The sequence below is a fragment of the Delftia sp. SD018 genome (genome assembly GCF_017355445.1).
Classification (GTDB): Bacteria; Pseudomonadota; Gammaproteobacteria; order Burkholderiales; family Burkholderiaceae_C; genus Comamonas; species Comamonas acidovorans.
Genome location: NZ_JADDRN010000008.1, coordinates 137,030 through 151,790 on the forward strand (window position 1 = coordinate 137,030; position 14,761 = coordinate 151,790).

Annotated in this window: 12 protein-coding genes and 1 other RNA gene; 6 read left to right on the forward strand and 7 right to left on the reverse strand. The window is 63.0% G+C overall.

Features of this window, described 5'->3' with window-relative positions; all coding sequences use genetic code 11:
- Window positions 1–2: 2 nt before the first annotated feature.
- The gene (locus INR38_RS10770) at window positions 3–437 is read left to right on the forward strand and encodes a YbaY family lipoprotein (RefSeq protein WP_013801640.1); all 435 of its coding nucleotides are present in this window, start codon (window positions 3–5) and stop codon (window positions 435–437) included.
- A 71-nt stretch (window positions 438–508) separates the two neighbouring features.
- Here the strand turns inward: INR38_RS10770 and INR38_RS10775 are convergent, their stop codons facing one another.
- Complete coding sequence (locus tag INR38_RS10775; RefSeq protein ID WP_207443349.1) at window positions 509–1,132, reverse strand: glutathione S-transferase; 624 nt, start codon at window positions 1,130–1,132, stop codon at window positions 509–511.
- Between the two features lie 101 nt (window positions 1,133–1,233).
- On the opposite strand from INR38_RS10775, the gene INR38_RS10780 reads away from it, so the two are divergent.
- Window positions 1,234–1,698, forward strand: coding sequence for a ribonuclease HI family protein (locus tag INR38_RS10780; RefSeq protein ID WP_081816135.1), 465 nt, complete (start codon window positions 1,234–1,236; stop codon window positions 1,696–1,698).
- Between the two features lie 49 nt (window positions 1,699–1,747).
- On the opposite strand, the gene INR38_RS10785 is transcribed toward INR38_RS10780, so the two are convergent.
- Both INR38_RS10785 and INR38_RS10790 read right to left on the reverse strand, forming a co-directional pair.
- Entirely contained in the window at window positions 1,748–2,074 is a 327-nt protein-coding gene (locus INR38_RS10785) for a tetratricopeptide repeat protein (protein WP_207443348.1), read from the reverse strand.
- Window positions 2,075–3,059: 985 nt separating this feature from the next.
- Entirely contained in the window at window positions 3,060–6,878 is a 3,819-nt protein-coding gene (locus INR38_RS10790; RefSeq protein WP_207443347.1) for an ExeM/NucH family extracellular endonuclease, read from the reverse strand.
- Between the two features lie 457 nt (window positions 6,879–7,335).
- Between INR38_RS10790 and INR38_RS10795 the strand changes: the two genes are divergently transcribed.
- Entirely contained in the window at window positions 7,336–7,641 is a 306-nt protein-coding gene (locus tag INR38_RS10795) for an H-NS histone family protein (protein WP_123695790.1), read from the forward strand.
- Between the two features lie 96 nt (window positions 7,642–7,737).
- Window positions 7,738–7,956, forward strand: coding sequence for a hypothetical protein (locus INR38_RS10800; protein WP_013801634.1), 219 nt, complete (start codon window positions 7,738–7,740; stop codon window positions 7,954–7,956).
- 143 nt (window positions 7,957–8,099) lie between these two features.
- Here the strand turns inward: INR38_RS10800 and ssrA are convergent.
- The 4 genes from ssrA to ompA form a co-directional block, all read right to left on the reverse strand.
- Window positions 8,100–8,477, reverse strand: a transfer-messenger RNA (tmRNA) gene (gene ssrA / locus INR38_RS10805).
- A gap of 12 nt (window positions 8,478–8,489) precedes the next feature.
- Window positions 8,490–9,155 (reverse strand): HAD-IA family hydrolase, encoded by a 666-nt coding sequence (locus tag INR38_RS10810; protein ID WP_043820616.1) that lies wholly within the window; start codon window positions 9,153–9,155, stop codon window positions 8,490–8,492.
- A 5-nt stretch (window positions 9,156–9,160) separates the two neighbouring features.
- Window positions 9,161–9,883, reverse strand: coding sequence for a bifunctional 2-polyprenyl-6-hydroxyphenol methylase/3-demethylubiquinol 3-O-methyltransferase UbiG (ubiG, locus tag INR38_RS10815; RefSeq protein ID WP_207443346.1), 723 nt, complete (start codon window positions 9,881–9,883; stop codon window positions 9,161–9,163).
- Between the two features lie 84 nt (window positions 9,884–9,967).
- Window positions 9,968–10,627 (reverse strand): outer membrane protein OmpA, encoded by a 660-nt coding sequence (ompA, locus tag INR38_RS10820; RefSeq protein ID WP_012206517.1) that lies wholly within the window; start codon window positions 10,625–10,627, stop codon window positions 9,968–9,970.
- 229 nt (window positions 10,628–10,856) lie between these two features.
- On the opposite strand from ompA, the gene gyrA reads away from it, so the two are divergent.
- Window positions 10,857–13,523 (forward strand): DNA gyrase subunit A, encoded by a 2,667-nt coding sequence (gyrA, locus tag INR38_RS10825; RefSeq protein WP_034395021.1) that lies wholly within the window; start codon window positions 10,857–10,859, stop codon window positions 13,521–13,523.
- 123 nt (window positions 13,524–13,646) lie between these two features.
- Window positions 13,647–14,756 (forward strand): 3-phosphoserine/phosphohydroxythreonine transaminase, encoded by a 1,110-nt coding sequence (gene serC / locus INR38_RS10830; protein WP_012206519.1) that lies wholly within the window; start codon window positions 13,647–13,649, stop codon window positions 14,754–14,756.
- Window positions 14,757–14,761 lie beyond the last annotated feature (5 nt).

Below are 14,761 nucleotides of genomic sequence, written 5' to 3' on the forward strand. Positions count from 1 at the left end.
CAATGAATTCCAACAGCCTTCAGCGCCGCACAGCCCTGGCTCTCGTGATGTCTGCAGCACTGCTGGGTGCATGCGCACAGACCCAGCCGGCGCCCAATGCGCCCGTCACTGCGGTCATGGGAACGGTTGACCTGAGGGAGCCCGCTCCGCTTGCGCCCGATGCCGTGCTGGTCGTCGAATTGCAGGACACCTCGCGCGCCGATGCTCCCGCCCCGGTGATATCCCAGCAGTCCATGCGGCTCGAGGGCCTCAAGCCGCCCTACAGCTTCAAGCTGCCCGTCGAGCCCAGCCGCCTGAATCCTGCCTCGCAGTACACGGTCACCTCACGCATTACCCAGGGCAACCAACTCATCTTCATCAATGACACCGTCCACCCGGTCCTGACCCGTGGTGCCGGCTCGAAGGCCGACATGATGCTGGTGCGCGTCGCCCCCTGACCCCACGCTTTCAACAACCAAAGCCCGCAGGAAACCTGGCGGGCTTTGTCACGCAGGGCGCCAGACCGCCATCAAGGCGTGCCGTTGGCGCCGTGCAGGCGAAAGCCCGGCCGCTCGCAAAGCCGTTCGTAGTAGGCGCGGACTGCAGGCAATTCAGGGCGCTCCATGGGCGCCGACATCCAGCGGTGCGTGGACAGGCCCAGCACGATATCGGCCAGGCTCAATTGCGCGCCAGCAGCAAAGGCGCCGGTGCGCGACAACTGGTCCTCCAGAATGCGCATGTGGCGATGCCAGTTCGCGATGCTGCCAGCCAGTTGCACGGGGTCCTGGTGCTCGGGGCTGTGCCTCACCAATCCCATGAAGGCATAGCGCCAGGCATTGTTCAGCTCGGTGGCCTGCCAATCCATCCACTGCTCGACAAGCGCGCGTTCAGCGGGCGCTGCCGGCAGCAGGTCCTGCCGGTCATGGCGGGCCGCCAGGTAGCGGCAGATGGTATTGGACTCCCACAGCACCAGCGGTCCATCAAGCAGCACCGGAACCATCGCATTCGGATTGAGCGCCAGAAATCCCGGCTCCTGCGTCGATCGATGGCCTGAACCCCATTCCTCTTGGTCGAACGAAACTCCCAACTCCACGCAAAGCCACAGCACCTTGCGCACATTGATGGACGATGACTTGCCCAGAATCCTGATCATTCGCTGCCTTCTTCGGGTTCGGTGACTTACAGACCTGCATTGTCCCGCGCCATCCGACAAGAAATGCGACCGAACCTCCACCGCTGCCGCATGATGCAGGCATGCCTCTGGAAAAGCTCCCATCACGCCCAAGCGCCTGCGGCCCCGCGCCCTCAGATGCCGACCTCTGGACTGCCTACATTGATGCAAGCGCCGTACCCAACCCCGGACGCATGGCCATGGGCGCCGTCATCACCGCACCCGACGGACGCCGCCACCTTCTGTCCGAGCCCTGCCCCGAGCGAGGCTGCAATAACGAAGCCGAACTGCGCGCCCTGATGGCCGCGCTGCAGGCCCTGCAAGCCCTGCAGGCGCGCCGCCTGAGCATCTTCACGGACAGCAGCATCCTGGTGGAGCAGTTGACTCCATCGCCACGCCCCATCAAGCCCATCGCGCGCCTGGCAGACCTCTTTGACGAGGCCCGCACCATGCTGACCGGGTTCGAGCACGTGCAACTGCGCTGGATACCCCGCCACCGCAACACCGAGGCCGACGCCTTGGCCAGGGAAGCTCTTTTGCAGGCGTGAATCCCGCTCCGCACCCACACCCACACCCACCCTTGCGCAGGGTCTCGACTCAGGCCGCCTGCTGCCTGTCCAGGCGCTTGAGGAACACCCCAATCTCCTTTACGACCTGGGCGTCCCCCTTCTGCTGCGCGCAGGCCAATCCCGTATTCCACGCCCGCCGCGCTCCAGCAGCGTCGCCCAGCGCCAGCAATGCCCGGCCCAGCAGCTTCCACGCCACCGAATAGCCGGGATCGAGTTCAATGGCCCGCTCCAGGTGTGAATGAGCCACCCCAGGCGCCTCGTTTTCAAGATAGGTCTTGCCCAAGGTACAGCGCAGCAGGGCCGAGTCCTTGCCGGATGCGAGCAGGCCCTCAAGCCTTTGCGTCATTTCATTCATCTTCAAACCCCTTCTGCGGCAACACAGGCCCATGGCTCCAGCGGCAAATTCTGCCTCTGCTATAATCCCGTGGTTGTCTGCGCAGGCAATGCTGTATCTCACGCCGGCGCGTCGTGCACTACGACGAAAAAAACAACGGTGACAGCCGCAGAGACGTTCTGCCGTAAAACGATGGTCGCGTAAGAGCCATCGTCCACATTCCCAGAAAAAAGCCCGCTCCACAGCGGGCTTTTTGCATTGCACGGCGCATTTGGCTTGAGGCGGTTGCATCGGAGTACAAAAAAACAGCTTTACGGCTCAGATGCATGCAACTTCGGCTGCTTTGACCCCATCAAGCACCTTGTTTCAATTTACACTTGACAACCAGGAAGGACCGGAGACGCAGACGCAAGCGCTCTCATTCAAAACCCCTAGCATGTGTCCTTCCTGGATTGATCGCATGGAACGCTCCATTCAGCGCCCCGGCCGCCTCCGCAGCCGGGGCGTTTTTTCTGGAGCAGCACCACGTCAGATACCAGCTCAGCAGGCGAAAACCGCAAAACACAAGCTTTTTCTAATTCCAGAGAAAGTTCTGGGTTTATTTGAGAATGATTCTTGTTTGCGTATATCATTCAACCCATGCTGCAGCATTCATGGTGTTGCAGCAGTTCAGTTTCATCGTGGGGCGACTCGTCAGGCCAGTTCAGCCTGCAGTCGTTTTTGCCAGCCAGCGGTATGCCGGTTAGCCAGGCTCTTTTTCAAGCACGATCGTTTCTGGATATCTCTCTCATTGCTTGCACCGAGACGGCACCCGCAGCAGCAGACGCGCCACTTTCGCACCCAACCCGGCCATCATCAAGCATCGGCCTGCGGCTGCACACCAAGATCCTCTCCCACCTATCCCTCTTGCACGCAGTCGGGCAAATGCCTGTCCGCAGTTTCCCCTGCCCCAAAGCAAAAAGCCCAGCCTACACGTGGTGCAGACCGGGCCTTTTTCACGGCAACATCAAGGGTTGCGGCGGCGCAGACGGATGGCCAGCCCACCCATCATCAGGCTCAGCAGCGCGACCGCCCACTCGCTCAGTGACGGAATCGCCGCCGGCGTGCCGCCACCGACCGCTGCAGGCAGCACCAGGGCCGAAGGGTCTTCCACACGGCCATTGGCCAGCAGATCGTCATCGCCCAGGCCACCATCGCGCAGCACGAAGGAGACGACGCGACCCTGCAGCGTTGCAGGTATGCGGTACCAGTGCTGCGTAGTGTTATCTGCCGTGCGGCCCCACTTCCAGTATTCAGCACCACTGGGCAAATCGTTGGGATAGGTCAGCCTGACCGTCACGAGCGCACCCGCATCACAGCCATCGGTATTGAGCTTCAACAGCCCGTGTGGCACCACCGCCCCAGGACGTGGAGTACCCGGTGCCGCCACGACCTGCGGCGGCTCAGCCAGGCGGCAGTTGGCACCACCGCCCACGACCTCGCCCGCAACCGCAATCTGGCTTGCTCCGGTGATGTTGAATCGATTGGCCGGGTCCACCGCGCCCGCTGCGGTCGCCAGCAGCGGATAGCTGGCCGTCACAGCCGCATGGACGCCATCGCTCACGCTCAGTTGCAGGCTGGCCGGGCCGGCCACCGAAGCCATGTACATGGCGGCGCGCAATTGCTGCGACACCTGTTCGGGGCTGCCGCGCAGTTGTATGCCGGGCTGTGCAGCATCAGCATCCTCCAGGCCCAGCACCTGTCCGCCGCTGGCGACAATGGACAGTGTGACGACGGGGCTGTCGGCATCGGCCACCACCACGTCCGCCAGATCGGCCGCCTGCCCCACCACCACGGCCTGCGCATTGGCAGGCACGCCACTGAACGATGGCGCCCGGCCACCGAAATTCAGGCCCAGGAGAATGGGGTTGTGGTCACTGGAACGATAGGCAGTGGGCGCATAGAAGCTGGCCTGCTGATCCAGCGACTTGAACTCGACGTTGTAGTCGAGCACCTCGGGCTCCTCGGCATTGATGGCCCACTTGACCGCACGCCCCACGCTGGGCTGCAGACTGGTGCTTACCAGCACATGGTCCAGCGAACCCCACATTCCGTCGAATGCGTAGGACAGCCCCTGGGAGACCTTGACATAGCCGCCGGACTCCAGCGTGGTGATGGGGTCTTCCTTCGCATAGGCGTTGAAATCGCCCACCAGCACCACGTGGGGGCTGGTCGCGCCTGTGGGCCGGGTTGCCAGCCAGTTGCTCAGTTGCTGGGCCGTCTTCACGCGCGCCGCGTTGTTGGCGCCCTGGCCGTCGAGCACGTCCGCATTGCCTGCGCCACCGAGCACGCTGCCCTTGGATTTGAAATGGTTCACCACCAGGGTGAACTGCTCCGTGCTGCCGCCCACGGCAAAGGTCTGCGCAATCGGCACCCGGGCTCCACCGATGCTTCCGTTGAAGGCATCGTAGGTAGAGACATTGGGTGCCGCTGCGCTGCCCACCGGCGTGACGCGGTCGCTGCGATAGACGATGGCCACGGTAATGGCATCCGTGCCCGCGCCTGGCACCGTGCCTGCAGCCTCACTGAAGGGTGCCTTGACCACCGCATACACGGCGCCGGCAGGCTTGTCGGCACTCGCGTTCAAGGCGTCGGCCAGATCCTGGATGGCGCTGCCCGGGCCAAAGCCATTGTTCTGCACCTCCATCAGGCCGTACACATCGGCGCCCAGCCCCAGCAGATTGGCCACGATCTTGGCGCGCTGCCTGTCCAGCTCGGCAATGCTGTTGGCACCGCGAATGCCCTGCTGGTTGCCCAGCGGCGTGTTGAACATCACCTGGGAAGAGCCGCTTGTGGCACCGGTCAGGTTGAAGAAATTGAGAACGTTGGCCGATGCGATCTTGAGCGTGGCCGCTCCCACGGCCTGGTGCAATTCGGCAGCAGAAGGTCGCGCGGCTCCCATGAACTGCGGCGTCTGCGTGGGCTGCACGCGGTAGCTGGTCAAATAGGGCTCGCTGGCGGCAGCATCAAAGAACTGGTCGAGCACGCCGATGACGCGGTCCACGCCATCGCCAGCGCGCAGCGTGTTGGACGCCGACAGCGGCAGGCCGCCACGGCCCGGCACGAACTCGGGATTCTGGGCCCCCGAGCGATCATCGAGAATGATCTGACTGCGCTGCAGCGTCTGCACGTAGGCTGCATAGCCCGCCACGCTGGGAGCGTTGACTTCGGTGTACTGCGCCAACGGCGCATCGGCAGACAGCGTGACATTGCCGTAGCGGCCCAGCGTGCGGTTGTCGCTCACCACCAGCTTGCCGCCTGCGGTGGCGGATGCCACCTCCACACGCATGCCTTCCAGACGCTCCCATTGCCCCATGTCGCTGACAGGCAGTGCGATGCGCACCGGCTCCGGCAAGGCCGCCGCGCCGCGGACAACGAAGTCCGTGATGGCGCTGAGCTGGGTCTGATTGCGGAACTCGCTCACCGAGGCGGAAATCTGCACCAGCTTGCCCACCGTGCTCTCATCCACGCCAGGATTGGCGTTGCCGTAGTAGACAAAGATGCCCTCCGAGGTAGCAGCATCGCCATCGGAGTCTGCCGCCTCTTCCTGCACGAAGAAGCCGCTCAGTCCAGGCATATGGGCCGTCACCACGGCACTCACCGTCACCTTCTGCCCCACCAGCGGAGACTGATCGCCAGAGCCCTGGACCGCAGAAATCCTGGTGACCGGCGGCTCGTCTCCTGTCGTGAAGCCCAGCGTCGTGCCGGTCCACACATTGCCCGAGGTATCCAACACCGGCTCGCCCACGGAAACCAGGCTATAGGGCGTATTGACCGCCAGCCGCACACCCGCGTTGAGCGTGATGGTCGAGCCACTGAATTTCACCTGCGCCGCATCGCCAGCCTGCAGCGTTGCCACCACCGTGGCGCCCTGGCGCAGTTCGAAGCTGCCGCTACCGGGCTTCACCGCCTCATCGAAACTCAGCTTGATTTCGGGATTCAGCGCCACCCCGGTCGCCGCCGCCGCGGGAATGCTTGCCTGCAACGTGGGCGCCGTGGTGTCGGGCAGCGCCAGGGTGATGGAGACGTCATCAATGGCCAGGCCGTGGTCGTTGCCCACATCATTGAGCTCCACCCAACGCAGCCACAGCGTGGCACCTGGCGCCCAGCCCAGGCCGCGCAGATCACCGCCCACATTGTTCACCCGCCCGGCCACATTGCCGTCCACGGCGGCAGCAGTGCCGGTGGCAACAGGCGATTGCCAATTGAAGTTCGCGCCGGCAGGCAGCCATTCAGGCACGTCGGCAAAGGTGGCTCCCATGCCGTACTCCAGCACCATGGGCTGCGGTTCCGTATTGCCACCGTTGCGCCATTGCTCGCCGTTGAATCGCAAGGTGATGCCATCGACCGAGCCGCCCGTGTCATTGCGCACCGCCAGCGCAATCCAACCCGCTACAGCGCCCTGGGCCGGGCTGCCAAAGTAGGCCCCGCCTGATGCCACGCCCCCCAAGGCGCGGTCCGCGCTCAGCCCCAGGCTGTAGAAGCTGCCGGTGTTGGAGGCACCATTGCCAGCCACATAAGAGGTGATGGATGCCAGGTTCTTGTTGAAGAGAAACCAGCCCGGCAAGGTGCTGTTATTGGCCCAGGCCAGCCCCGCCCCGGACGTGGCCAGGGTGTCGAAATTCTGCGTGTAGGTGCCGTTGAAGGGAACCTGCGCCCATACCCCGGCAGATGCCGACAGAAGCAGGCCCGCACCATACAGGCGCCAACGATGGCGCTGCAATGGCGCACTCATCGGATTGGCCGGGTTGAAAACAAATGGAATCAGCGTGGCAGCAATGGACATGGATGCGCAATAAAAAAACAATGCGCTCCCCCCCATGGTTGCGCAACTCCCGGTTTATCGCGCATGGAGATGACCAGCCTGTGACTCGGCAGATGCTCCCCCGTCCTACGTGCAGACTCGCCTCTCACCCATCGGCCGGCCTGCGCACGGCAGGCATCATCGCCTTCAGTTTCTGCACCGTTTCATTGCCGGGTCTGGGGCATTTCCTCCTCCCTCCCTCTCATTCCCCCAGGAAGCTTTCAAAAAGCACCGGCTCTTTCTTCCCAGGCCAGCGCAAGCCGCTGGCCTTTTTCTTGGGCGCACCTCGTCGTCCCAACCATCCCCATCACCTGTTCTGAACGCGCCACGTCGCTGGTGACCGTTCCTGCATTCGCACACTCTTTTTCTTACTGATAACTTACAAAATATTCATGCCCGTGATATACACGCGCATCTCCCACTGAAAATCATCATTGCCATGACATCCGACTACAAGGCCCTGCTGCAACAAAAAGCCGAGCTTGAGAAAAAAATCGACGCCCTCATCCAGAATGCGAAAACCGATGCGATCGCTGAAGCAAAGGCGATGGTGCAGCAATATGGTTTGACGAAGGAGGATGTCTTCCCCTCCGCCAAGAGCAAATCCGGCAAGCCCGGCAAGGCCAGCAAGCACAGCGTGGGAGAGCCCAAATTCCGCAACCCTGAAACCGGCGCCACCTGGACAGGCCGCGGCAAGCCGCCCAAATGGATAGAAGGCAAGGACCGCGCCAGCCTCGCCATCTGAGAATCGACACCGGGCGCTGACCACGCCTCCAGTCGGCACCCTCTATTTCGCCGCAATGCCATACCATGCGATTTCCAACACAAGGAGGAAACGCACATGAGCAAACAGAGCACAGAAACCCTGTTGGCAGCAGAACTGGCTGACCACTTCATAGAAGTCATCCTGTCCAACAAACCAGAGCTGCTGGTCTCGGGCATCGGCGGGGTGGCAGACCTGCACCACATACAGCATGGCGCCAAGGCCCTGGCGCATTTCCGCCTCACGCTGATCCAGGAACTGTCGCAACAGCCCATGCCCGACATGGGCAGCAGCTGAATCAACCCTAGGCCAGCCTCCTTGCCGAACCCGTTCCCGCAGCCCGTGCGAAATCCGTGCGATTCCGACGACACCGCAGGACACTTGAAGGCAAAAAAAAACCGCCACACACTGAGGTCATCAGTGTGTGGCGGTGTCTTGGGTGGTGGAGCTGGCGGGAATTGAACCCGCGTCCGCAAGCCTTCGCCGGGCAGATCTACATGTTTAGCGTTCTGTTTTGAGTCTCGCCTCCCAAGTCGCGCAGGCGCACGCTACCCGGGATGCCAGCTTCCTTGGATCTTGCCACGTACTAAGAAGCCCAGCACGCAGCCAGCTGATGTAAATTCCCTTGCAGCCGGGAGGTATTGCTACCCCCTTGCCCAGCCCATCAGCGTGCTGTTGCAAGGCTCACCGGATTTAAGCGGCGAGTGCGAAACGTTCGTCGTTTGCAGTTAGTTTTTTGAATGGAGATTTACGAGCGTCACTCAAGCTCGACATGCACCACACCGGTCCCGAACCCACGTCGAAACCAGGACAGCCCCAAGGCTCCTATCTTAGCCTCTTTCCAGCAGTTTCAAGAGCTCCAGCGGAGAATAGATTTGCGCATCCGCCTGCCACTGCAGCGTATCGCCCGCTGCGCCAAGGTAGCCATAGCAGGCCGCCACGGTCTTCATGCCTGCGGCCTTGCCTGCAACGATGTCGCGCTCATCATCACCCACATAGACAAAACTCTGCGGCGGCAGGCCGATACGCGCGGCAGCTTCCAGCAACGGCGCTGGATGGGGCTTTGCGTGGGGCGTGGTATCACCGCTGACGATGGCACCCGCGCTCGCGAAAAGCGGCATTTGCTGCGTCAGCGGATCGGTGAAACGCATGGATTTGTTGGTGACCACCCCCCAGGGCATGGATGCCGCCTGAAGCTGTGCAATGAGCTCCGGGACACCATCGAACGCATAGGTGCGCTCGGTCATGCACTGCTCGTAGTTGCGGAAAAACTCCTCGCGCATCTCCGGAAACTCCGGCGAGTCAGGCGTGAGCCCGAAGCCCACTCCCAGCATCCCCCGTGCCCCGGCGCCCGCCATGGGCCGATACCGCTCATAGGGAAGCGACTGCAGGCCACGGTCAATGCGCATCCTGTCTGCGGCCGCACCCAGGTCGGGTGCACTGTCGATCAAGGTGCCGTCCAGGTCGAACAGAACAGCTCGGACTTCTTGCCACATGCGGCTCACCCTTCTGCCCGGCGCGTTGCCAGCATGTAGTTCACCGACGTGTCCGCGCTGAGCCAGTAGCGCCCGGTGATGGGGTTGTGCTGCAGACCCTTGCTCGCCTGCAGGTCAAGGCCAGCCTGACGGGCAAACAGGGCGAGTTCGCTGGGCTGGATCAGCTTGGCGTACTCATGCGTCCCCTTGGGAATCATCTTGAGCAGGTACTCAGCCGCCACAATGGCCAGACCAAAGGCCTTGGCACTGCGGTTGATCGTGGAGAAGAACACCCAGCCTCCGGGCTTGACCAGCTCGGCGCAGGCCGCGACCACGGAAGCGGGATCGGGCACATGCTCCAGCATCTCCATGCAGGTCACCACGTCAAAGGAGCCCGGCTGCTCCTCGGCCAGACGTTCCACGCTGACTTCGTGGTAGTGGATGTTCGGAGTACCCGTTTCCAGCGCATGCAACTGGGCCACGCGCAATGCCTTGGTGGCCAGGTCGATGCCCACCACCTCTCTCGCCCCCTTGCGGGCCATGGAATCGGCGAGGATGCCGCCACCGCAGCCGACATCAAGGACCCTGCGGCCCTTCAAGGGAGCTTGCGCATCAATCCAGTCCAGGCGCAACGGATTGATCTGATGCAAAGGTTTGAACTCACTTTCCGGGTCCCACCAGCGATGGGCCAAGCTGGAGAATTTCTCCAGCTCCGCCGGGTCGGCATTGACGTTGATTGCGTTGCTCATGGCTCGATTGTCGGTGATTGCGACGACCGTTCGGCCATAAAAAAAGCCCCGTTGCCGGGGCTTTTGCGGGAAGCAATCGAAAGATTACTGAGCGGCGCGGGTGCCGACCACTTCGATTTCCACGCGACGGTTCTTTGCGCGGCCTTCCTTGGTCTTGTTGTCGGCGATGGGCTGCTTTTCGCCCTTGCCTTCAGTGTAGACGCGGTTCTTTTCGATGCCCTTGGACACCAGGTAAGCCTTCACAGCTTCAGCGCGGCGAACCGACAGCTTCTGGTTGTAGGCGTCAGAGCCAACGGAGTCGGTGTGACCGACGGCGATGACCACTTCCAGGTTGATACCCTTGACCTTGGAGGCCAGGTCATCCAGCTTGGCCTTGCCTTCGGGCTTCAGAACCGACTTGTCGAAGTCGAAGAAAGCGTCAGCAGAGAAGGTCACCTTGGAAGCCACGGCCGGAGCGGGAGCCGGTGCCGGAGCGGGAGCTGCCGGAGCGGGCGTTGCGGCAGGAGCCACAGCGGCTGCCACAGGCTTCAGGGCACCGTCGCAGTCAGCTGCTGCAGTGGCGGGCGTCCAGTTGGCATCGCGCCAGCACAGTTCGTTCGTGCCGTTCTTCCACACCAGTTCGCTGGTGCCGTTTTGCCAGTTGTCGATGGTCTTGCCACCGTCAGCAGCCTTCACTTGTGCGCCAGCAGCCGTTGCGAGGGCGGCAGAGGCAAACAACATCGCCACTTTGTTCAGTTTCTTCATGGTTCTCCTCTTGGGGAAAAAGCCGCAGCAGGGCTGCGAATCTGTGGACGTTATCAGTGACCATCACCAAAAACGTTGAATTGATTGTGCCATACGTCACAAGCAGACGGACCGCCAAGCGGGCGCCAACAAGTAGGACAGCGGCGGAATTCCAGGGTTATGTTGCTCGGCTGCTACACGTCATTCGACCTAAAATGGGCCTTTTCCCGCCGTCAGAGTATCGCCACACATGACCCAGTTTGCTAAAGAAACCCTGCCCATCAGCCTCGAAGAGGAGATGCGTCGCAGCTATCTCGATTACGCAATGAGCGTGATCGTGGGCCGGGCGCTGCCCGATGCGCGAGATGGTCTCAAGCCTGTGCATCGGCGCGTGCTGTTCGCCATGCACGAGCTCAACAACGACTGGAACCGGCCGTACAAGAAGTCGGCGCGTATTGTCGGCGACGTGATCGGTAAGTACCACCCGCACGGAGACAGTGCGGTGTACGACACCATCGTGCGCATGGCACAGGATTTCTCGCTGCGCCACATGCTGGTCGACGGGCAGGGCAACTTCGGTTCGGTGGACGGGGACAGCGCGGCGGCGATGCGTTACACCGAAATCCGCCTGTCCAAGATCTCCCACGAGATGCTGGGCGACATCGACAAGGAGACGGTGGACTACGGCCCGAACTACGACGGCAGCGAGCGCGAGCCCCTGGTGCTGCCTGCGCGGCTGCCCAACCTGCTGGTCAATGGTTCCTCGGGCATTGCCGTGGGCATGGCCACCAACATTCCTCCGCACAACCTCAACGAGGTGGTGGATGCCTGCCTGCACCTGCTGCAGACGCCTCAGGCCACCATCGACGAGCTGATGGAGATCATTCCCGCGCCTGACTTCCCCACGGCCGGCATCATCTATGGCATCAACGGTGTCAAGGAAGGCTACCGCACGGGTCGCGGACGCGTGGTGATGCGCGCCAAGTGCCACTTCGAGGACATCGATCGCGGCCAGCGCCAGGCCATCATCGTTGACGAGCTGCCCTACCAGGTCAACAAGAAGACGCTGCAGGAGCGCATGGCCGAGCTGGTGCACGAGAAGAAGATCGAAGGCATCAGCCACATCCAGGACGAGTCCGACAAGTCGGGCATGCGCCTGGTGATCGAGCTCAAGCGCGGCGAAGTGCCCGAGGTCGTGCTCAACAACCTGTACAAGCTGACCCAGCTGCAAGACACCTTCGGCATGAACATGGTGGCGCTGGTCGATGGCCAGCCCAAGCTGTGCAACCTGAAGGATCTGGTCGAGGTCTTCCTGCAGCACCGCCGCGAAGTGGTCACGCGCCGCACGGTGTACGAGCTGCGCAAGGCGCGCGAGCGCGGCCATGTGCTGGAAGGCCTGGCGGTCGCGCTGGCCAATATCGACGACTTCATCGCCATCATCCGCAACGCGCCGACGCCGCCTGTGGCCAAGGCAGAGCTGATGACGCGCAACTGGGACAGCAAGCTGGTGCGCGAGATGCTCACGCGCACCCGCACCGATGGCGGCGTGGTCAACGCCGACGACTACCGCCCCGACGGGCTGGAGCGCGAATTCGGCATGCAGGCCGATGGCCTGTACCGCCTGTCCGAAACCCAGGCCCAGGAAATCCTGCAGATGCGCCTGCAGCGCCTGACCGGCCTGGAGCAGGACAAGATCGTCGCCGAGTACAAGGACGTGATGTCCGTCATCGAGGACCTGCTGGACATCCTGTCCAAGCCCGAGCGCGTGTCGGCCATCATTGGCGACGAGCTCAAGCAGATCAAGGCCGAGTTCGGACAGAGCAAGGTCGGCGCCCGCCGCAGCACGGTCGAGTACAGCGCGCAGGACCTGTCCACCGAGGACCTGATCACGCCCACCGACATGGTGGTCACGCTCAGCCACACGGGCTACATCAAGAGCCAGCCGCTGTCCGAGTACCGCTCGCAAAAGCGCGGCGGACGCGGCAAGCAGGCCACGGCCACCAAGGAAGACGACTGGATCGATCAGCTGTTCATCGCCAACACGCACGACTACCTGCTGTGCTTCTCCAACCGCGGCCGCCTGTACTGGCTCAAGGTCTGGGAAGTGCCCGCAGGTTCGCGCGGCTCGCGCGGACGCCCCATCGTCAACATGTTCCCGCTGCAGGATGGCGAGAAGATCAACGTGGTGCTGCCGCTGACGGGCGAGTACCGCAGCTTCCCGGCCGACCACTATGTGTTCATGTCCACCAGCATGGGCACCGTGAAGAAGACGGCGCTGGACGAGTTCTCCAACCCGCGCAAGGCCGGCATCATCGCCGTGGGCCTGGACGAGGGCGACTTCCTGATCGGCGCAGCCCTGACCGACGGCAAGCATGACGTGATGCTGTTCAGCGACGGCGGCAAGGCCGTGCGCTTCGACGAGAACGACGTGCGTCCCATGGGCCGCAACGCGCGCGGCGTCAAGGGCATGAACCTGGAAGAAGGCCAGAGCGTGATCGCCATGCTGGTGGCCGAGGACGAGTCGCAAAGCGTGCTCACAGCCACCGAGAACGGCTACGGCAAGCGCACCTCCATCGTGGAGTACACGCGCCATGGCCGCGGCACCAAGGGCATGATTGCCATCCAGCAGTCCGAGCGCAACGGCAAGGTCGTCGCCGCCACCCTGGTGCATGCCGATGACGAAATCATGCTGATCACCGACACTGGCGTGCTGGTGCGTACCCGGGTCTCGGAAATCCGCGAACTGGGCCGCGCCACCCAGGGCGTGACGCTGATCTCCCTGGACGAAGGCGCCAAGCTCGGCGGCCTGCAGCGCATCGTTGAAAACGATGCCAACGAAGTCGAGGACGAGGCCACGGGCGAGGAGGCCACGGGCGGCGACGAAGCCGCTGCCGAAGGCACGGGCGAGCCCGCCTGATGACCCAGCCGCCGCTGGGACTGCCTCCCGCACCGGGAGCGCAGCCCCAGCGGCGGCCCAGATTTTTGACAGTTGCAGGCACCGCCCGAACTGGCGCCTGCGCGTGACTTGACAGTGAACTCCATGAACCGCCCTTACAACTTCTCCGCCGGCCCCGCCGCCATTCCCGCCGAAGTGCTGCAGCAGGCAGCCGCCGAAATGCTCGACTGGCACGGGTCCGGCATGAGCGTGATGGAGATGAGCCACCGCGGCAAGGAGTTCATCTCCATCTATGAACAGGCCGAGGCCGACCTGCGCGAGCTGCTGGCCGTACCGCCCGAGTTCAAGATCCTGTTCATGCAAGGTGGCGGCCTGGCCGAGAACGCCATCGTTCCCCTGAACCTGTCGCGCGCAGGCACGGTGGACTTCGTGCTCAGCGGCAGCTGGAGCCAGAAGTCGGCCAAGGAAGCACGCAAGTACGTGGCCGACGCGCACATCGCAGCCAGCGGCGAGGACGGCAAGTTCACCGCCCTGCCCGCCCCCGAGAGCTGGCAACTGAGCCGGGGCGCCAGCTACGTGCACATCTGCAGCAATGAAACCATCCATGGCGTGGAGTTCCAGGAGCTGCCCGACCTGAAGGCACTGGGCTGCGATGCTCCGCTGGTGGTTGACTTCTCCTCGCACGTGGCCTCGCGCCCCGTCGATTGGAGCCGCGTGGGCCTGGCGTTCGGCGGCGCGCAGAAGAACCTGGGCCCGGCCGGCCTGACCCTGGTCATCGTGCGCGAGGATCTGCTGGGCCACGCCCTGCCGGCCTGCCCTTCGGCCTTCGACTACAAGACCGTGGCCGACAACCAGTCGATGTACAACACGCCGCCCACCTGGGGCATCTACATCGCGGGCCTCACGTTCCAATGGATCAAGCGCCAGACCGAAGGCGGCCTGACCGGCGTGGCCGCCCTGGAGGCGCGCAACATCGCCAAGGCCGACCTGTTCTACCAGTACGTGGACCAGTCCTCGTTCTACGTGAACAAGGTCGCTGCCAATTGCCGCTCGCGCATGAACATCCCCTTCTTCCTGCGCGACGAATCGCGCAATGACGCCTTCCTGGCCGGAGCCCGGGAACGCGGCCTGCTGCAGCTCAAGGGCCACAAGTCCGTCGGCGGCATGCGTGCCAGCATCTACAACGCCATGCCCATCGCTGGCGTGCAGGCGCTGGTGGAGTACATGCGCGAATTCGAACAGCGCAACGCCTGACCGAC